Here is a 19,065-nt window from a genome sequence, read left to right on the forward strand (position 1 = left end):
TTATGTTACTTTTTCCACCTCGACCCCGAAAGACCCGTTCCTTAAGTAACAATTCTTTTACACTCAGCTTGGCTTGCATAGAGTCAAAGTAGGCAGCGACTTCTCTTGTATTGTACTTTCTGGGAAACTATAGCGGATTGCAGCCGTATGAGGTACGGCTTCGTTTGTGTAGCGGCACCCTTAAGGGTGCCGCTACACAAACGAAGCGATTTCGCTTTCCCTTACTCGCTTGCAATCTGCTGTAAAGGGCAAAAAAGGTGCCGTACTCTCGGCTAACACACCCTACAGGATTTTAACTGCCCAACAGAGAACGATAACGCCCTAAAGCAGTCAGCGGGAAATGTTGAAAGTACAGATGATATTTCAGATAAAAGTGACAGGGGAAACCCGTACCTGTAAAGTAACTTTCATCCCAAGTACCATCCGCACGTTGAGTTTCAACTAAATAATTTACTCCCCGTTCAATCGCTGCTTTGGCATAATTTCCAGTTGCTTCACCTGCTGCTAGTAAACCAATTAATGCCCACGCAGTTTGAGAGGCGGTACTCTCTCCTTTTCCTTTCAAACTGGGGTCATTATAACTGCGGCAAGTTTCGCCCCATCCACCATCTTTGTTTTGGCAGGAAACTAACCATGCTGCACCGCGTTCTATATTTTGCCGATGAGATTTCGGCGCAACTAAAGCAAGTGCAGCGAGTACTCCACTCGTTCCATAAATGTAATTTACGCCCCAACGTCCAAACCAACAACCTTCTGGTTCTTGTTTTTTGGCGAGATAAGCTAAGGCGCGATTCAAGTTGTAATTATCAATAGATAAATCGCAATGCCCCAACATTTCTAAAACCCGCGCCGTCACATCTGCCGTGTTAGGATCGATCATCGCTTTTAAATCGCCATAAGGCACGGCATTCAGCCAATCTGCATTATTATTCAGATCGAATGCTGCCCAACCTCCATCAACGCATTGCATGGAAGCAACCCAATTTAAGGCGCGGATAATTGCCTGTTTCTTCAAATTCTCATTCGGCAATTTCACCCCTTGTAACGCCATCATTACAACCGCCGTATCATCCACATCTGGATAGAAGCGATTTTCAAATTCAAATGCCCATGCGCCCGGTTTTCCAATTTTATTTTTAACCGCCCAATCTCCATAAGAAAGAATTTGTTTCTCGAGCAACCATTCTCCACCTTTGACTAACGCAGGATGATCCGGGGCGAGTCCAGAATCAACTAATCCGCGCATGACTAACGCCGTATCCCAAACCGGGGAAATACAACAATTCATGCGGTAAGTATCTTCGGTTTCAATTGCAAATCCATCTACCGCTTTTAACCCTCTTTCCACAAACGGATCTGCCGGATCGTAATTTAAGCAGCGCAATGCTAATAGGGAATTCAGCATCGCGGGAATAATTCCACCCCAGTCGCCGGTTACTTCTTGGCGTTCCAATACCCATTTTTCAGCGGCTTTAATTCCTTCCTCTCGGAATGGAACTAAGTTCAAGTTTTGGGCTAATTTAAAGGCATTGTCGAGATAGACAAAGATATCCGTCCAATCATTGTTACGGGGTAATTCAAATCTAGCGTTTTCAATTCCCTCTGCATAAAGTTCGTCCAAATTAATCGGTGTATCGATTTTAAAAATCGGCTTGCGGTCAAATACAATCAGCAACGGAACCGTGCTACTGCGCGCCCAACTCGACATTTCGTAGATGGGGAAAGATTCCGGCAACAACATAATTGAAGGTGGAATCGAAGGAACGCCGCGCCAGTTGTAACACCCAATTAATGCCAGGTGGAGTTTAGTAAAAATGCGCGTTTTGCTAATGCCGCCCCGGTCTAAGATAAACTTACGTGCTTTTACCATCGCGGGGTCATGTTCCGACACGCCCAACAACTTCAGCGCCATATACGCTTCTACCGATGCGCTGATTTCTCCCCCATCGCCGTAGTATAATTCCCAACCGCCATGTTCGCGCTGTTCTCTGCGTAGATAGGTTTCGACTTTATGCAAAGATCGCGTTTTGTCTGTTCCCCAAATTTTGTGCAAGAGAACGACTTCTGCGGTAATGGATACGTTCGATTCTAATTCTGCCCACCAGTAACCTTCTGGGTTTTGAATCGAAAGCAGGTAGTTTTGAGATGCAGCGATCGCACGCTTTACCTTAGTCTCAGTCGTAGTCCTGTCTTGAGTCTGCATGTTTACCGTTCACTCTAGTCGTTTTTTAGTTCAAAAACCAACGGTTTAAATATAAAGCTTCCCAGTTTTGGCAGCAACGCGAGTTACCATAGGACTTTGATGATTTTGCTTGTTGTCGATTGGGTTGATTGTATTTGTCTGGTTAGGTTCAATCGGTAGATAATCTGGGTAGATATCAGTAACGCTCAAGCCTTACAGCAGAGGAGGCGAGGCGCAAATGGGTACTAAAATTGATTCGACCGACATCATCATCATTGGCGCGGGGATTGCTGGGCTGGCGGCGGGCTGCTATGCCCAGATGAACGGCTACCGCACCGAAATTTTTGAGCTGCACGACCTGCCCGGTGGTTTGTGTACTGCCTGGGAGCGCAAGGGGTACGTCTTCGACGGCTGCATTCACTACTTGTTTGGCTCCTGCGCGGGACAGCCTTTCAACCGTCTGTGGCAGGAACTTGGGGCGGTTCAGGGTCGGCAGTTCGTCGATCATGATGAATACATGCGGATTGTTGGGGCGGACGGGAAAACGCTGATTGTTTACAGTCACCCCGACCGACTCGAACAACACATGAAGCAACTATCCCCCGCAGACAGGTGGTTGATCGAAGACTTCTGTGCAGGGATTCGGGCGTTTACTCGCTTCGATATGTCATTGCTGCAACAGAAGCCGAAACCCCTGATGGGGCTTGCCGATTGGGGTCAGCTTGGTTTGAAGATGCTGCCGTTCCTTGGGTCGGTGACAAAATGGGGGACAATCTCGGCTGAGGAATTCGGCGCGCGCTTCCAAGACCCCTTCCTCCGTCGCGCCATCCCGCAAATGTTTTCCTGGACGAACATCCCCGTCATGGTGGGCATGTCGCTGCTGGCTTACGCACATAACAAGAACGCCGGATTTCCGGTGGGTGCGTCCCTGGAATTTGCCCGCGCCATCGCCAGACGCTACCTAGAATTGGGCGGTAAAATTCGCTACTGCTCCCAAGTAGAACGCATTCTGGTGCAGAACGACCGAGCCATAGGCGTGCGGCTGTACAACAACGAAGAGTACCGCGCCCACCGCGTCATCGCAGCCTGTGACGGTCGCGGCACCCTGTTCAACCTGCTGGGCGGTAAATACCTCAACCCCCAACTCAAAAGCCTCTACGACGGTCACCTGCCCGTCCACTCGCAACTACAGGTGTCCCTGGGTGTCAACCGCGACATGTCTGGCCAACCCCACTGGGTGACGTACCTGCTCGATCGACCTGTAGCGATCGCGGGTGAGCAACGCTACGAAATCGGTGTCAAGCACTACTGCTTCGACCCCTCCCTAGCCCCGACGGGCAAGTCAGTCGTTATCGTCATGCTGCCTACCCCCTACGATTACTGGCAGCGCATCTACGGACGGTCAATCTACAACGCCGAGCAAGTCCAGGAATCGGGCATTCTGATCGACCGATTGGAGCAGTTTTATCCCGGTATCAAAGCTGACATCGAGTATGTGGATGTTGCTACGCCGCTCAGCTACGAGCGCTATACGGGCAACTGGCAGGGTTCTAGCTGTGGCTGGCTGTTAACTAAACAGACGATGTTTATGATGATCTTCGGGCTGCCTAAGACACTGCCCGGTCTGCACAATTTTTACACGATCGGTCAGTGGGTTGAGCCTGGGGGCAGCGTACCCGTGGTCGCGATGTCGGGTCGCAACATCATCCAGCAAATTTGCCACGAGGATAAAAAGACGTTTGTCGCTACGATTCCCACTTAAATCATCCAGATGCACGACCCTACATAACTCAAGTTGCTAGTTATCTCATAAATAGAAGCGAATGGCTAATGGCTAATGGCTAATGGCTAATGGCTAATGGCTAATGGCTCAATCAGGATATTACGAAGCTATCTCACAATTAGCAATTAGCAAGCTTGCAACGCCAAAGTTTATAACTAGCAACTTGCGTTAATATTTTCCAGCAGTCCACAAAGCGTGGACTTTCGCTATTAGCCGGGGATTAAAATCCCCGGCGGGTTTTATGGGTAGCGACAAGGCTGTGAGATCTGGGTAATGACAAGGCTTGCAAGCCGGGGTTTTACTTTGATCTGATCTGTCCAAATATTCTGGAAGCACCTTGATTAAGTTCGCGCTACTTTAAGGGCAGCATTTGTTTATCCGTTTCTATGTCCAACTCTTCTATCACCGTCACCGTCAAACTGTTTGCTGTCTACCAGGAAACATACAAAGTCCCTGAGTTAGTCCTGGAATTTCCTCAAGATACACCCGTCGTTGCAGTGCGCGATCGCTTCATCACCGAACACCCCTCTCTCGCACAATGGCGCGATATCACCCGCTTTGGCATCAATCTCCAATTCGTCGAACCTGATACCGTTATGCAAGATGGCGACGAAGTTGTACTTATTCCTCCCGTCAGCGGCGGCTAAATTCACCAGGTGGGCAAGAGGTGCAGGTGTGCAGAGGGGCAAGAGGTGCAGGTGTGCAGGTGTGCAGAGGGGCAAGAGGAGAATTTGAATATATATTCTCCCTTGCTCCCTTGCTCCCTTGCTCACCCGCTCCCCTGCTCACCTGCTCACCTGCTTTCAAGAACTAAGTAACTTTTGTCAAGGTTAACTTAATTAATATTGAAATTAATTTTTAATTTTTAATAATACCGGATTTTGGAGTAGCGATATGCCTCCGGCACGCTTCGCGAACGCTCTCAATCCTACTGCTGACTCAGCTTACACAATACCCGACAAAAAAAGTCTGATATATTTGACGAGTATTTTTACTGCGTGATAGCATCGAATGCATGTTGACGGAATGCTGAAAGAGTAGAGATTAAACCCATGACTGTTGCGACCACCACCCCAACCCAGGCTAAAACCTCTAACTTTAAACACCTCAAGTGCAAAGAGTGCGGCGCAGAGTACGAAGCCAAAGCGCTGCACGTCTGCGAGTTATGCTTTGGGCCGTTGGAAGTCGCATACGACTACGACGCCATCCGTCGCCAAGTCACTCGCGAAAGCATTCAATCTGGGCCAAACTCGATTTGGCGCTACCGGCAATTTTTGCCCGTCGCCACCGACAACGTAATTGACGTGGGAACCGGGATGACGCCGCTGGTTCGTTCTCACCGCCTCGCCCGCCGCCTGGGACTGAAAAATCTCTACATCAAAAACGACGCCGTCAACATGCCCACCCTCAGCTTCAAGGATAGGGTGGTATCCGTCGCACTGTCCCGCGCCCGCGAGTTGGGATTCACCACAGTATCTTGCGCCAGCACGGGAAATTTGGCTAATTCTACAGCTGCGATCGCCTCCCACGCCGGACTAGACTGCTGCGTCTTCATCCCCTCCGACTTGGAAGCCGGTAAAGTTTTGGGTACGTTAATCTACGGCCCCACCGTCATGGCAGTTCAAGGCAACTACGACCAAGTCAACCGCCTCTGCTCCGAAGTCGCCAATACATATGGATGGGGATTTGTCAATATCAACTTGCGCCCCTATTATTCCGAAGGTTCCAAAACCCTCGGCTACGAAGTCATCGAACAACTCGGCTGGAAACTCCCCGACCACATCGTCGCCCCCCTCGCTTCTGGTTCCTTATTCACCAAGATTTACAAAGGCTTCCAAGAATTCGTCAAAGTCGGTTTAGTGGATGAAAAACCAGTCCGCTTCAGCGGCGCGCAAGCAGAAGGATGCTCCCCCATCGCCTCAGCCTTCCGGGAAAACCGCGACTTCATTAAGCCAGTCAAACCCAGCACCATTGCCAAATCTATCGCCATCGGCAACCCAGCAGACGGAGTTTATGCCGTAGACATCGCGCGGAAAACCAACGGTAACATCGAATCCGTCACCGACGCCGAAATAGTCGAAGGCATCAAACTGCTAGCCGAAACCGAAGGTATTTTTACCGAAACCGCAGGCGGCACCACCATCGCCGTATTAAAGAAATTAGTAGAAGCTGGGAAAATTGACCCAGAAGAAACTACAGTGGTATACATCACCGGCAACGGTTTGAAGACTCAGGAAGCCGTACAAGGTTACATCGGCGAACCCCTGACCATCGAGCCGAAGCTAGATAGTTTCGAGCGAGCTTTGGAACGCGCTCAAACCCTCGAACGCCTCGAATGGCAACAAGTGCTTGTTTAATAGCTAATGGCTAATGGCTAATGGCTAATGGCTAATGGCTAATGGCTAATAGCTAATGGCTAATGGAAGAGTGGCTTTTGAACCACCTAACAATTAGCAGTTAGCAATTAGCAGTTAGCAATTAGCAGTTAGCAATTAGCCATTAGCACTTCACAACTGACAACCGATCGCAAACTATGTCTGTAAAAGTTTTAGTCCCCACCCCACTGCAAAAATTTACCAACGACCAAGCAACCTTAGAATGTAGCGCTAACAACGTTGCTGAACTGATAGAGTCTTTAGAACAAAGCTGTCCCGGTATCAAATCCCGTCTGTGCGACGAAGAAGGAAAACCGAGAAGATTTTTGAACTTCTACGTCAACAGCGAAGACATCCGCTTCTTGGAAGGAACCGAGACACCGCTTAAAGATGGCGATGAAGTTAGCATCGTTCCAGCCGTTGCAGGTGGCTGAAGATTTGACCGAATTTTGGAATTTAGATCGCACTTCGTACAACAGACGGTTAAAAGCCTTGGCATCACCACCAAAAGCTTTTGACCGTCTTCTGCATAAAGGTATTCCTGCCAAGCGAATAGTGATATGATGTTCGTTGAATTTCCCATAATCAAAAAACCTCACCCCGTCGTTGCGTAGGGGCACGGCATGATAGATATCTCGGACAAACAGATAACGTTAATAATGCCGTGCCCCGGCTGCCGATTATGGGTAATCGACCGGACATGATATGACAAGGAATTAACAGCATAGTTATCGGAGAGCAGTATTAAGCACATATGCTCTCACCACGTTAGCTGGTGAAGAAAGCTGCTCAGCTTGTCTGTCAAACTGCTCTCTTGCTTCGTCAATACTGATTTTTGGCGCTTTTCCCTTTCTTGAATCCTTATCATCCCACTGATGACAGTTAAACCAACCAACTAGGTAAAGACCATATTTTGAAGAATTATCTTGCAAATAACGCTTAACAAGCTGTTCCTCCATCGCGCTGTTGAGATCCTTATGCCAACAACCTTTCACTTCAATGATGACAGTTATGCAGTCATATAACTCTCCATTTGGCTTTTTCACAACAGCATCCACATGAATATCTGTTCGCTCTCCTGGTGAACCTCCATAGTTACGCCTCAATTCTACTTCTCTGTTGACGACAATACCTCGTGACTTCAAATCTTTATCAAGAAAACGCTTCACGTAGTCCGAAAAGGCATTTTCATCAACGGGTTTGAACTTCTTGTCGTCAACCTTATCCCATAAATCTCTAACAGCAGGAGTTTCCCCTTGAAGTTCCAGTTCAAGACGTTTTAGAGATTCAAGCAATACATCTAGTAGTTGCTGACCATTTTGAACCAAACGTCTTGTGGAGTCACTGACAATCTGAAGAATCTGCTCTGGTTGCGGTGGTTGCCAAGTTTTACGCCGCATATTTGCTTGAGCATCAATCAGCGTTTTTCTGAGCCAAGCTATGTCCGGTAGTTCTTGGATAAGACGTTGAATTTCAGCACATGCCTGAAGAGTTGCTTGTTCCTTCAGTTGTGTCAAAACATTGTCTCTTAGATTAGCCATACCTTCTCTAGCCGTTACAAAGTGGGCAAGCACTTCATTGCTATAGTCGGGGTCTTCATCGTAAGGATATTGCTGAACAAGCCAAAGGTATAGGTCAGCTAATTGTGTTTCAGTCAAATGTAACTGAATCCCAAAAGAATAACGGTTGGCAGCTAATTCGAGGACTTCGCGCCCAAAAGATGAGTCTTGTTGAATCAGTGACCAAAGAAATGACCAACTAGATGGAGCTGAATTTTCAACCAGCACTCTAGAGGCAATCAGAGCCTTTTCACGCTCATTCTCAACTAATGGTAATGGAAAAGAAATTAAAGAATTTGCAAAATCTCTAGCTTCAGTTAACCCTTGCTTTAGAAGTTCTTCGAGCAACTGCCCAACACATTGGGGTTTCAGCGAAGGATCTTTAGCCTTTTCTATTAAGGCTAACTTTAGTCGTTCATCCCAACACTTATCAAAGCGATTAACTCCAAATAAATATTCATGCTCCTGATTGTCTTTATCAATGAGCGTTATCATTGTATTAATAAACACTTGGGGTGCATTTAGATAAGAACGTTTGAGTATTTCCAGATAGGAATCTTTGTGTTGATTATCAAAAGGAGCAGCAATAATAACAGGTGTCAATTTTCTGCATATTTCAGGCGAAAGAGTATTTAGGAAATCTGAGCTTTCTTTTAAAAGCAAATGTAAAGCTCTGCAACCTGCTAGTGCTGGTCGGTTGTCAGTGTTTGTTCCTATCCAGTCATAAGGTATATCATTTTGTTGTTGAATATACTTCTTAGCACCTTCAATGATTCTCTTTCGAGTAACTTCCTCTGCCTCCTGCCATCCAGGAAGTTTAGTCAAATCTAATTCAAGTTCATCGCCATAGTATTTACTTTCAGGCTTAAGAGTCATTTCCCTATTAAGCTGCCACCAAGCAGATAAATCTCCAGCTTCTAACTTCTCTAAAAGTTGAAGAACTCTTTCTTTGGGTGGTGGCTCTAGCAAAGGAGTATTTTGCCTACGATCTTGCATTTCTTGCATTCTGAGGTAATCATATCTCAGTTTTTCAGCTAGAATTGAATCTAGTTCAATTGGTTCAAAATAAGGTGCAAAAAATCCCAGCAAAATGTTATTAGTCTGAGTAGCCGTAATAATTGCATCTATTTGCTTTGCATCTTGACGGTTAAAACTCCATTGAAGCAGTTGAACCCAAATTTTTTGAGGCTTTTCATAATCATAATTCTGAAGCATTTCAAGTATCCAAAAAACATCTTCTGGAATTAGAACGTTTTCGTCCTTCAGATATCTGAATAGGAAAAACGGATTTTCTTCGGTTTTTGAAATAATTAAAACTGCTTGCTCGATTAGTGTGCGTCGTTTTTTACTGTCATTCAAAAGCGACGATGCAAATTGATCTTGTAGCTTACTATCATGAGTAATGATTCTCTGATGATCTCTCCATTGTACTAAAGCTACTTTAGTGAAACTTTCCGCCACACCAGGCAAATCAAAATGTTCCCAAGCTTTGATGAGAATAGCATCTGCAAGTTCTTCAAACGGATGCCCAAAACATCTAATGCCTTGCTTTTCAATCCAATTGAGGGCAAATACTAAGTCATGTGGCTGTAGTTGTGGAGCAAGATGGTATTTGAGAAACATCTGGTATGCACCGAAAAAGTTCAATTTCTTCGGTGAGGTCAAAGCTTGAAACAATTCCTCTGCTGTCAAATGATCTGACCAAAGTGCCTTAAGGATATACCCTTTAAGCCTGTCATCTTCATCTTCTGGAAGCTGCCTAACAGCTAAAGGCTTCAGCTTCAATCTCGTATCTACATCACCAACAGAGCAAATAGCCTTGGCAGCACTCACTCTTAGATAAATTGATTGTGATGAATCAAGAGCAAGATTCACTAACTCTTCCTGAAACTCATGTACTTCGCAACCTTCAGCAATATGAATTGCTAAATCTCGCGCATCAATCTGCTTATTCGGGTCACAGATATAAGGGTGTAACTGAGCAGCTAATCCGGAATGATTAAGTTTGGCATAGTGGCGATAGTTATCTAGGTTTCTATCAAATAGTTTTTCCTGCTCGTACTGGAGCAACAGGTTATCAACAATTGATGCTCTAACATCTGCATCGGTAGGTATATCACTTCTCAACAGAACATCTGGATCTGTCTTTATAATTTCTTGTAGGACATCCGCTCTCATGCTAGCTAACCATGCAGCAGTTTCATGAAGCTGAGGGATTAGTTTACGATCTGGATATTCAGATGAATAAATTAATTCCGTTATCTGAGTTAGAGGTATTTCATGTTGCACCAAATACCAAGCAGCCAGAAATTCAGCGTAGGTCTGATGGGACCATCCCATTCGATATAGTCCACGAGATGAGAACAATCCAGTATCTAAAACCTCTTTAATTGCTGCTTCAGTGACTTCAAAATTTCTTCCGTTAGCACTCTCATTTCCCTGACACAATTTTTGCAGCAACACATCTTCTTCCGGAACTTGCCCCCAATCAACACCAGTCCAAACTGCAAAACGATTACCAAAGATTGTAACCGCAGCAATCCGAGCGGCAACGATTAGGCGCTGCTCTAGCTCCAAATTGCCCTTCTGCCTCGAACTACGAGGATCTTCTGGATTATCCTCGTCACACAAAAGTTTACAACCAGCCTGATACAAGTCACATAAGGTTTGATTTTCAGGGAATTGACCGTTGTAGCGACGGTAGGTATTGAGAAGAAATTTCAGCGTGACTGGCTTTATAGCTAGGGGAACAAGGTTTTTGTTCCAAATTTCTGTCAAAAAATATTCGGATTCGATCCCCTCACTTGCTGCCGCTGCTCTTACATCTGCAAGACGAAGTGGTGCTAATTCATATACTCCTACACCATCTTTTCCAAAAATATGTTTCAGTCCTTCTTCGAGGGTAGTTGACCAAACAGCGGTTCGGCAATTGATCCGAAGGAATAGGCGATTTGCTTTATCCTGGTATTCTATAAACTCATCAGCCAACAATGCTGCTACAGTGTCTATTCGCAGCAAACACTCATCTAGGCTATCGAGAAAAATATACAGACGATGCGTACCTTCTACCCAAGTTGTAAATTTTGGACTTTCAAATAATTTCTTAACGAGCCTGTCTTCACTCCCGAATGAGTGAAGATCTAAGGTTAGTTCCTCGTCTCCATTCGCTTTGATTTGATTGCAAATCCTTTCTTGCTCGGCCTTCATTGCATGGGTTTTACCGATACCTGGTTCACCCAAAAGCACTAGGCAAGGCAAGCTGGATATTTCCGCAAAACTTTTCAGGTCTGGATTATCTGCCCTCCCCCATTCAGTATCCGGGTCACACAAATAACCGCGATCGCCAAGGCTAATCCGACTTGACCGAGGGCACCAGAATCGCTTCCAACTGTAAGCTTGTTCTGACATTTTAAATAATACGTAGAGCGAACAAAAGCTTGTATTTCTAAGGATAACCCGACCTGGGAGTTACGCCTAATTTGGCTCTGTCTCACCAGAAGTTGCTTGCTCAATCCTCCGTTCTAGGGTTTTCTCCCAATCAGGATCGTCCGGGTTGATGGTTATCATGCGCCCTGCTGCTTTTGAACGATCGACATAGACATGAAAAGCATTTACGTCTTCTCGGTGAATCAGCACATACCGACGCAGTTCGTCAAGACTCATATTGTTGTAGTTGACTAATGTCATGGCTCGTAACCTCCTGTTGGCTTGATTTCAAAGTCAAGACTATCTCCAGCAAGTACGTCAATAGACCTGTTGCAAAAGTATTCTTCATCCACTCTCTTCGGCAGGCGAGACGCCTACCCCACAAGAATTTTTTTTGTTTTGTGGGGTGGGCATCTTGCCCGCCGCCTACCCCACAAGAATTTTTTTTTGTGGGGTGGGCATCTTGCCCGCCCCAAATACTTTTGCCAGAAGTCAATCAAATCTGAAATCTCACGGCGATCGCTCGCTGTTGCCCGGTAAACGCTAGAATTTGCCCATGTCCAGTACATAATAATCCTAAAATTCTGTTGAATTGAGCTATGGCAGAAGCAACCAATCACAATGAAGCGGGTGAAGTAGCACCCAGCACAGTTGAACAGCAAGCTCCCAGCGTCGCTGAAGAACGCGCTCCCAGCACCGACTCCCCGGTGGCGACGGATATTCCCTCTGCAAACGCGCCCGATCCAACAGCATTAAATCCAGAAACAAGTCCGAATGCGGCAGTTGAGAAAACTGCTGCCAAAAAACCTGCTGGTGATGCAGCTAAACCAGCTGCTGCCAAAAAGGAAAAAGCACCAGCTGTTGAAGATAAACCCTTCGCCGAGTTTATTCAACAAGACTTCATGCCAGCGTTGAAAGCAAAACTGGCTAAGCAAGGTGTTGAGGATTTAGAACTGACGCTGGCAAAGCAAAAAATTCCAGTGATTGGCTATGCCGATGCGCCGGAATGTTCGCAAATTATCGGTCGCTGGAATGATGGTTGGCGTGAATTTCGCGTTTATTTCATCCAAGACAATCTTCAAGGGCCACGGGGTTTTTCCTATGCTGAAAATAAAGGAAAGCCTAGTACAATTGAACCTTTCTTGATTGACGAAAGAAAAATAACCCTCGATTTGCTATTGTTTGGGGTTGTCCAGCGGTTAAATGGTCAAAAGTGGCTGGTGAGAAATTAGGGAATAGGCATAATTAAACGCCACATGGATTTCTTTAAAAACCCGGTTTCTTAAAGAAACCGGGTTTTTTGAGCGCAATCGAAACAATAAGCAATACCCAAGTTATAGCCGGAAGTTACCCCCACGGGGGTAACTTCCCTGTTACCGTTACTGGTACATACTCATGCAAAAAATCAAGCAGTAAGCTGTTGAAAAATTTTGAATTATCTAGATTGGCCGCGTGCCCCGCCTTGGGAATCACCTGATATCGGCAATTTGGTTCGCGTGTTGCCCATACTGAGGCAATCTTTTTAATGTTACCTGTCATATCATTATCACCATGCGTTAACAACAGGGGTTGCGTAATGTGATATCCAGGTTCGTAGTGCAAGACCTTCGTTAACTCAGTCATCACCGCGATAAAATTATGCTTTGATATTTGCTCGAATGCTCGATTCAAATACGCTCGAGCCTCAGCACTGATCGCGCTCACCTGAACCATCTGATGCTTCAGTAAATTCCACGGATAGAACTTGAGCAGTGAAATGGCAATTTGAGTCTGCAACATTTCTAGTTGTGAAAGTTTGAGTGTGTTACAAGTGCAACCCAGCATGACCAATGCCCTAATGGAGTTTGGATAATAGAACACAAGCTCCTGATGAATGTTGCCTCCCATTGAGTGTCCAACAAAGGTTGCCTGGGAGCAACCCAACCGCTCAAGCATTGTGAGTAGATCGTTGATCGCATCGCGAATTGTAAACTCTTTGCCTCTTAGTTGCGATAGCCCATGTCCACGCACGTCCCAAGTCAGCACGCGATATTCTTGAGCAATGAAAGGTACTTGCGCGTCAAACTCGTGGTGATCTACTCCGGCTCCGTGCGTAAAAATAATTAAAGGTTTATCTTCTGAACCAGTCAGCCAGTAGTGAAGCAAACAGCCATCCTGCTCAACGATCTGCTCAGTAGTCACCTGATTAACTCGTTTCATTGCTGCCAAAACCACATTAATGAAAGCTGATATCTAACTGATACTTCTAAAATGCTGCGATTCTTACTATTTGCTAATTGCTAATTGCTAATTGCTCATGGGAATATTTGACGGCTCTACCATTAGCCATTAGCTATTAGCTATTAGCTATTAGCGATGATGGGCTATTAGCCGGATGTGTCTAAGAGCGATATGCCGACCGCACGCTAAGAGCATCCGCGCCGCGAAGCTTACGCGATCGCACCCCAACCTCACAATTCGATAAAGTCATAAATTACAACACCAGAAACTGGATCGTTACCGACATCGATATAGCCGCTTTGCACCATTTCCTTTAAAGTCGCTTCCACCTCGGCAAAGCCAACCCCAGTATCCATTACTGCTTGAGTGACCGTAATTTTACCACCACGAACCGCCGCCGCTTTGACGAGTTTTACCATCAATTGCTCGCGGGGAGTTTGAACAACAGCCGCTGCAACGGCGGCTTGAGTTAAAGGAACTCCCGTGGGAGATAAACCCAATTTGGCTCTAGTTTGGGCGTTGTGTTCGTCCACCATGTTGGGAACCAAAACTAAATCGATAAATTGCCCAACGCCAAATAAGCCCCAGGTACAAAACCACAGCAGCCCCGTGCCAATCTTTTTGTTATAAAGCCGATGCAGTCCGCCTAAGCCGAAAAACCAACCCAGCCAGAACAGATAGCTAGTGCCTATATCGTTCATCGGTTACTAACGCTAAAGTTATCCAATTTTAATCATAGTAGCTCTTCTTCACACCAGCTTCACAAATACAGGAATTACGCAAGGGCTTTCCTAGAAACCGGGTTTCTGCCTAGATCTCTAGTTCCAAAGCCACGATTTTTCACAGAAACCCGGTTTCTTTGCGTTGCGCGCTTCTTGACAAAAATAATTTACTGTGCTATAAAAAATCATTTACCTGCCTTCTGCCTTGTCATCAACCTTTGCAAGTCTTAACAAAATCCGCAACAATTAGTAGCCTAGACCTTGGTAGACTAAAACCCAGCCCCTGAATCGCTGGACACAGGCAAAAACTTAAAAACAGATAAAAGAACAATTACCTATGGTAGATTCCCTCAAGAAACCCAGCTTTGAAGAACTAAGGCCCGGAATAAAAGTCCCAGCAAAGGACACCATCCTGACGCCTCGGTTCTACACCACCGACTTCGACGAAATGGCGAAAATGGATATTTCGCCCAACGAAGACGAGTTGAGGGCGATTTTAGAAGAGTTCCGCACCGACTACAATCGCAACCACTTCGTGCGGGATGCTGAGTTTGAACAATCTTGGGATAGCATCGACGGGGAAACTCGCAAGTTGTTCATCGAGTTCTTGGAACGTTCCTGTACGGCGGAATTTTCCGGCTTTTTGCTGTACAAGGAACTGGGACGCCGCATGAAAGATAAAAGCCCAGTTTTGGCAGAATGCTTTAACCTGATGTCGCGGGATGAAGCACGCCACGCGGGTTTCCTCAACAAGGCGATGTCGGATTTCAATCTGTCCCTAGACTTGGGATTTTTGACCAAAAATAAAAAATACACCTTCTTCAAGCCCAAGTTTATTTTCTACGCCACCTACCTTTCAGAAAAAATTGGTTACTGGCGCTATATCACAATTTATCGCCATTTGGAAGCCCATCCAGAAGATCGGATTTATCCGATTTTCCGCTTCTTTGAAAACTGGTGTCAGGATGAAAACCGCCACGGGGACTTCTTTGACGCCATCATGAAGTCGCAACCCCACACGCTGAACGATTGGAAGGCGAAGCTGTGGAGTCGCTTCTTCCTGCTGTCGGTGTTTGCGACGATGTATCTCAACGATATTCAGCGCAAAGATTTCTACGCCTCGATTGGTTTGGATGCGCGGGAATATGATATTCACGTGATCGAGAAGACCAACGAAACCGCTGGGCGCGTGTTCCCGGTGATGTTGGATGTGAATAAACCAGAGTTTTATCAGCGACTGGATGTTTGCGTCAAGAATAACGAAAAGTTGACAGCCATAGTCAACTCCAACACTCCGAAATTCCTGCAATTGTTCCAAAAGCTGCCCTACTACATCTCGAATGGTTGGCAGTTACTGCGACTGTACTTGATGAAGCCAATTGATGTAACGCATCTCCAAGGTACAGTCAAATAGTTTTTCATATGTTGCTCCTTGATTATCCCGGTTCTGCTTTTAGCAGAACCGTTTTTTTTTGCAAAGGATTTTGCCGGGGATGTGACACATGATATATTTGCTACCGTATTACAGCGGATTGCAAATGATTGAAGGAAAGCCTTTTGGCGCTTTGTTTGTGTAGCGGGTATTAAATACCCGCTACACAAACAAAGCGCCGTACCACAGGGGGCTGCAATCCGCTATAAGATAATCTATCCCCTCCATTTGGTTCGCTGCTAGCACGCTGCGGGTTTAAACTTATAATTTTAGCTGGCAATGAAATTCAATTACTCGCTTGTACCGATCGGCATTAGCTTGACACTGGTAACAACTCCTGCTTGGTGTCAAACTCAACCCCAAGCAACTCCCACGCCTGCTGCTGGCGAACAAACTCAGCCGCAACAAAATCCTACCCCTGCTGCGGGTGACTTAGATTTAAGTCCAGAAATTATTGAAAGCAGTCCGGTTTTGCAGCGGTGGCGACAGCAAGTACCGAATGTTTTGCGGGATATTAGAAATGACCCTAGTTTTCGTACCAGATTGCGGTTGGGTTATTCCCAGTTTCCTTCGAGCGATCGCGCTAGTGGTGTAAATTTAGGTGTGGAAGATTTTTTTCTAGGTCGAACCGGGTTAACCCTAAGTGGAGAATACCAGACTTCGTTTAACGGCGAACGATCGGGGTATGGGGGAGATTTGCGTTATTATCTGCTGCCTTTAGGTGGCTATATAAATGTTGCCCCTGTGTTGGGTTATCGGCATTTAGAAACCGAAAAATATTCCAGGGGTGGGGTGAATATCGGTGCTAGGTTAATGTTGGTATTATCTCGCGGCGGTGCGGCAGATATTTCTTTAACTCAGAGTTGGGTATCCCCAGGAACCGATGAAGAAATTGGTTTGACAACGCTTTCTTTTGGTTATGCCATTACGCGCAATGTCCGAGTTGCTACAGATATTCAGCGGCAAAATGCTAGGGAAGATAAAGATAGTCGGGTGGGAATTGTTTTCGAGTGGATGCCTTGAGGTTATACAGCGAGGTCTAGAGGCAGCAAATCGCTGATATCTCTCAAATGCTTGCCTTCAACCATAATTCGCAACATTTCACCAGCATCCTCTAAATCTGCTTCCCTAACAGATGCCATTAACTCATAAAGAGAAAAATGGTAAACACAGTCTATATCACCTGTGCCAAGCGCAATAGAAGCAATTCGGCTGGGCAAAGGTTCAGCAGTTACTACAATAATGTGATGCCAAAGTGAGCGACGGGAGTCGCCTGGTCGCTTTTTGTTAAGCAGGCTAAAGCCTTGACAAGGCAAACCGCCGATCACAACATCCGACAGGGGAATTTTTGGTTTTCTCCCTAGCCAGTCTTCGATATTGGCTAATATCCCATGTCTGCCAAAATTAGCGGCATAACTTTCTATAGCAGCCTTATCGTTATCTAGGGCAAGGATACTTTGAAATCCACCCCCATATCGTGATATCGTGTCCGGTTGCATCGGTTGCGTTTGGAGAGCAAAGGGGATGGGGGAGCAAAGGGGATGGGGGAGAAAAAACGCTTTTTCGCACAATCAACTATACACAACTGATCTCTCGCGGACATGATATGAGTCGGTGAATCCAAGAGTCAAACCGCCTGCTCCTGAGAATAGGTCAATTAGACGATATTTCTTAGCTAGGCTTCTGTTCAATTGATCACCCCTGCTACTTTGTTGTAGTGCTATTGATTAATCAAAGATTTAATGCGATCGCTCACCTCGGCTATCTGTTTCTCATCTAGATGTTCGGCAATATCGTTATAAAATACGACCACAGCAACAACCGAACCCGATTCTACAATCGGCACGCCCAAAGCTGCCTTTAACCCGACTTTTTTAGCCAGATGGGATCTGTAGTATATTGATGGTTCTAAGGATACGTTTTCAATCGATTCGCTTTGTTGCGTTAACCACACGCGCCCCGGTAACCCAGCACCTGCGCCAAAGGTAAAAGTTTCGGATTCTTTGCGGAACTCTGCATATTGCTCATCAGCCATGTAGTAAGCTTGATGGCATTGCAGCATATCGTTTTTTGGCACCCAGATTTCGCCGTATTTCCAGCCAGCAGATTCGCAGATTTGTTTGAGGATCTGCGTCAATTCGGTTTCTGAATTATCGGTTTTAATTTCCGGCAAGATGGCGTTCCAGGTTTTATGCGATTGCCTATCATTATACATCTATCTTTAGCTATTCCGATAAAAATAACCCTCCAGCAAAGTTGCCAGAGGGTTATTTTCCAATCTTTCTCTTAACTAGCCCACCAATGTCAAATCTTTGTCAGGCGTAGAAGCAGAAGCTTTTTCTTCCGCCTTTGGGGCGTACAGCACTTCCTCAACCGTGACATCAGAGGCAACTTCTGGATGTGCGGTAGTATCAACTACAGCATCAACTACAGCGGCTTTTGCCATACGTGCTTTATAAACTACACCTGCTGCCACAGCGCCAGCAACGGCGGTAATCCCAACGCCTGCGATCGCCATCTTTTTGGTAAAATCGACTTTGTTGGCAGTTAAGCTGGGGGAATTGCCTTCTGTGGCGGCATTAGCGCCCTTATTCTTGCCGAACATACACGAATAAGCTTCGGCGGGAGCAACTGAAGCTAACAAAATGCTGCTAACAGCAGCCGTAGAAAGGATTGCTGAAAGGCGTAGATTTAGTTTCATTATTGCTAGTTGTTAAGAATGATTACTTTTGTAGCAACAATGTCAAAGGTTTGTCAAGTTAAGCTGGATACAAAAAGAACAAATTTATTTTATTGCTGGTAGGCAGGGAGTTTTTGACCCTGACAGAATTTATACATAGTTAATGAGAAAATCTGAAGCAGTTTATGAGATTTGGCAATATTAATTGAGTTGCTAAAAGAACTTAAGGACAAGCTGATGTTGACTTTGACGCAACGCTTACCAGCAAATCCGGATGCAGCAGTTAGCTTTACCCTGTCCCTGACCGCAGAGGAACGCACTCGCAGTCGCCATCGCTACCTTGCTCCTGACGGACAAGCAATGTATTTGCGCTTACCGAGAGGAACGGTGCTGCGAGATCGCGATCTGTTACTCTCGGACAGCGGTGATATTGTAGTTTGCGTGCAGGCTAAACCAGAACCCGTCCTGACGGTAACCGCTAAAACACCCCTAGCGCTGCTAAAAGCAGCTTATCATCTAGGGAATCGCCACGTAGCGCTAGAAATTACTACAACTTACTTACGACTGTCTCCAGATCCGGTGTTGAAGACAATGCTCGAACAAATGGATCTGGAGGTAAAAGAAGAAATATTGCCTTTTCAGCCGGAGGTAGGTGCTTATGGACACCAGCATTAGCGGCATGTGGG

18 protein-coding genes are annotated in these 19,065 nt (G+C 45.8%); 9 read left to right on the forward strand and 9 right to left on the reverse strand.

The genetic code is table 11. The features are described from left to right. Positions 1–292 precede the first annotated feature (292 nt). Positions 293–2,203, reverse strand: a complete 1,911-nt coding sequence (shc, locus tag MiSe_RS02860; RefSeq protein WP_226574420.1) for a squalene--hopene cyclase — start codon at positions 2,201–2,203, stop codon at positions 293–295. Between the two features lie 217 nt (positions 2,204–2,420). On the opposite strand from shc, the gene MiSe_RS02865 reads away from it, so the two are divergent. From MiSe_RS02865 to MiSe_RS02880, 4 genes are all read left to right on the forward strand, one after another. After that, positions 2,421–3,944 (forward strand): phytoene desaturase family protein, encoded by a 1,524-nt coding sequence (locus MiSe_RS02865; protein WP_226574424.1) that lies wholly within the window; start codon positions 2,421–2,423, stop codon positions 3,942–3,944. A 407-nt stretch (positions 3,945–4,351) separates the two neighbouring features. Continuing rightward, positions 4,352–4,612 carry a MoaD/ThiS family protein gene (locus tag MiSe_RS02870; RefSeq protein WP_226574427.1) on the forward strand — a complete coding sequence of 87 codons (261 nt, stop codon included), beginning with the start codon at positions 4,352–4,354 and terminating at the stop codon, positions 4,610–4,612. 405 nt (positions 4,613–5,017) lie between these two features. Beyond that, the gene (gene thrC, locus MiSe_RS02875) at positions 5,018–6,322 is read left to right on the forward strand and encodes a threonine synthase (RefSeq protein WP_226574431.1); all 1,305 of its coding nucleotides are present in this window, start codon (positions 5,018–5,020) and stop codon (positions 6,320–6,322) included. Positions 6,323–6,498: 176 nt separating this feature from the next. Further along, positions 6,499–6,774, forward strand: a complete 276-nt coding sequence (locus MiSe_RS02880) for a MoaD/ThiS family protein (protein WP_226574434.1) — start codon at positions 6,499–6,501, stop codon at positions 6,772–6,774. Between the two features lie 161 nt (positions 6,775–6,935). Here MiSe_RS02880 and MiSe_RS02885 read toward each other — a convergent pair whose 3' ends face one another. The 3 genes from MiSe_RS02885 to MiSe_RS02895 form a co-directional block, all read right to left on the reverse strand. Continuing rightward, on the reverse strand, positions 6,936–7,094 hold the full coding sequence (locus MiSe_RS02885; protein WP_226574437.1) for a hypothetical protein: 159 nt from the start codon (positions 7,092–7,094) through the stop codon (positions 6,936–6,938). Then, a complete protein-coding gene (locus MiSe_RS02890) occupies positions 7,069–11,229 on the reverse strand; it encodes an NACHT domain-containing protein (RefSeq protein WP_226574440.1) in 4,161 nt (1,386 codons plus the stop codon). Before MiSe_RS02890 ends, MiSe_RS02885 begins: the two co-directional genes overlap by 26 nt. Positions 11,230–11,373: 144 nt before the next feature. Continuing rightward, positions 11,374–11,586, reverse strand: coding sequence for a DUF6887 family protein (locus tag MiSe_RS02895; RefSeq protein ID WP_226574445.1), 213 nt, complete (start codon positions 11,584–11,586; stop codon positions 11,374–11,376). A gap of 154 nt (positions 11,587–11,740) precedes the next feature. On the opposite strand from MiSe_RS02895, the gene MiSe_RS50755 reads away from it, so the two are divergent. Both MiSe_RS50755 and MiSe_RS02900 read left to right on the forward strand, forming a co-directional pair. Continuing rightward, a complete protein-coding gene (locus MiSe_RS50755; RefSeq protein ID WP_264196303.1) occupies positions 11,741–11,872 on the forward strand; it encodes a hypothetical protein in 132 nt (43 codons plus the stop codon). Positions 11,873–11,924: 52 nt separating this feature from the next. Next, complete coding sequence (locus MiSe_RS02900) at positions 11,925–12,557, forward strand: DUF2996 domain-containing protein (RefSeq protein ID WP_226574449.1); 633 nt, start codon at positions 11,925–11,927, stop codon at positions 12,555–12,557. Between the two features lie 115 nt (positions 12,558–12,672). Here the strand turns inward: MiSe_RS02900 and MiSe_RS02905 are convergent, their stop codons facing one another. Beyond that, positions 12,673–13,524, reverse strand: coding sequence for an alpha/beta fold hydrolase (locus tag MiSe_RS02905; protein WP_226574452.1), 852 nt, complete (start codon positions 13,522–13,524; stop codon positions 12,673–12,675). 251 nt (positions 13,525–13,775) lie between these two features. Next, complete coding sequence (locus MiSe_RS02910; protein ID WP_226574455.1) at positions 13,776–14,246, reverse strand: TM2 domain-containing protein; 471 nt, start codon at positions 14,244–14,246, stop codon at positions 13,776–13,778. Positions 14,247–14,604: 358 nt separating this feature from the next. On the opposite strand from MiSe_RS02910, the gene acsF reads away from it, so the two are divergent. Both acsF and MiSe_RS02920 read left to right on the forward strand, forming a co-directional pair. Continuing rightward, the gene (gene acsF, locus MiSe_RS02915; protein WP_226574479.1) at positions 14,605–15,681 is read left to right on the forward strand and encodes a magnesium-protoporphyrin IX monomethyl ester (oxidative) cyclase; all 1,077 of its coding nucleotides are present in this window, start codon (positions 14,605–14,607) and stop codon (positions 15,679–15,681) included. Positions 15,682–15,978: 297 nt separating this feature from the next. Beyond that, positions 15,979–16,722 carry a hypothetical protein gene (locus MiSe_RS02920; protein ID WP_226574483.1) on the forward strand — a complete coding sequence of 248 codons (744 nt, stop codon included), beginning with the start codon at positions 15,979–15,981 and terminating at the stop codon, positions 16,720–16,722. A gap of 2 nt (positions 16,723–16,724) precedes the next feature. Here MiSe_RS02920 and MiSe_RS02925 read toward each other — a convergent pair whose 3' ends face one another. From MiSe_RS02925 to MiSe_RS02935, 3 genes are all read right to left on the reverse strand, one after another. Beyond that, positions 16,725–17,198 (reverse strand): NgoMIV family type II restriction endonuclease, encoded by a 474-nt coding sequence (locus MiSe_RS02925; RefSeq protein WP_226574486.1) that lies wholly within the window; start codon positions 17,196–17,198, stop codon positions 16,725–16,727. 221 nt (positions 17,199–17,419) lie between these two features. Continuing rightward, complete coding sequence (locus MiSe_RS02930) at positions 17,420–17,914, reverse strand: GAF domain-containing protein (RefSeq protein WP_226574491.1); 495 nt, start codon at positions 17,912–17,914, stop codon at positions 17,420–17,422. Positions 17,915–17,989: 75 nt separating this feature from the next. Continuing rightward, positions 17,990–18,400, reverse strand: coding sequence for a hypothetical protein (locus tag MiSe_RS02935; RefSeq protein WP_226574494.1), 411 nt, complete (start codon positions 18,398–18,400; stop codon positions 17,990–17,992). Positions 18,401–18,616: 216 nt separating this feature from the next. On the opposite strand from MiSe_RS02935, the gene ureE reads away from it, so the two are divergent. Next, positions 18,617–19,054: an urease accessory protein UreE gene (ureE, locus tag MiSe_RS02940; protein ID WP_226574502.1), complete on the forward strand. Its 438-nt coding sequence runs from the start codon at positions 18,617–18,619 to the stop codon at positions 19,052–19,054. The last annotated feature ends 11 nt before the right edge of the window (positions 19,055–19,065 follow it).

Origin of the sequence: Microseira wollei NIES-4236 (assembly GCF_020521235.1) — a bacterium.
In the GTDB taxonomy this organism is placed as follows: Bacteria; Cyanobacteriota; Cyanobacteriia; order Cyanobacteriales; family Aerosakkonemataceae; genus Microseira; species Microseira wollei.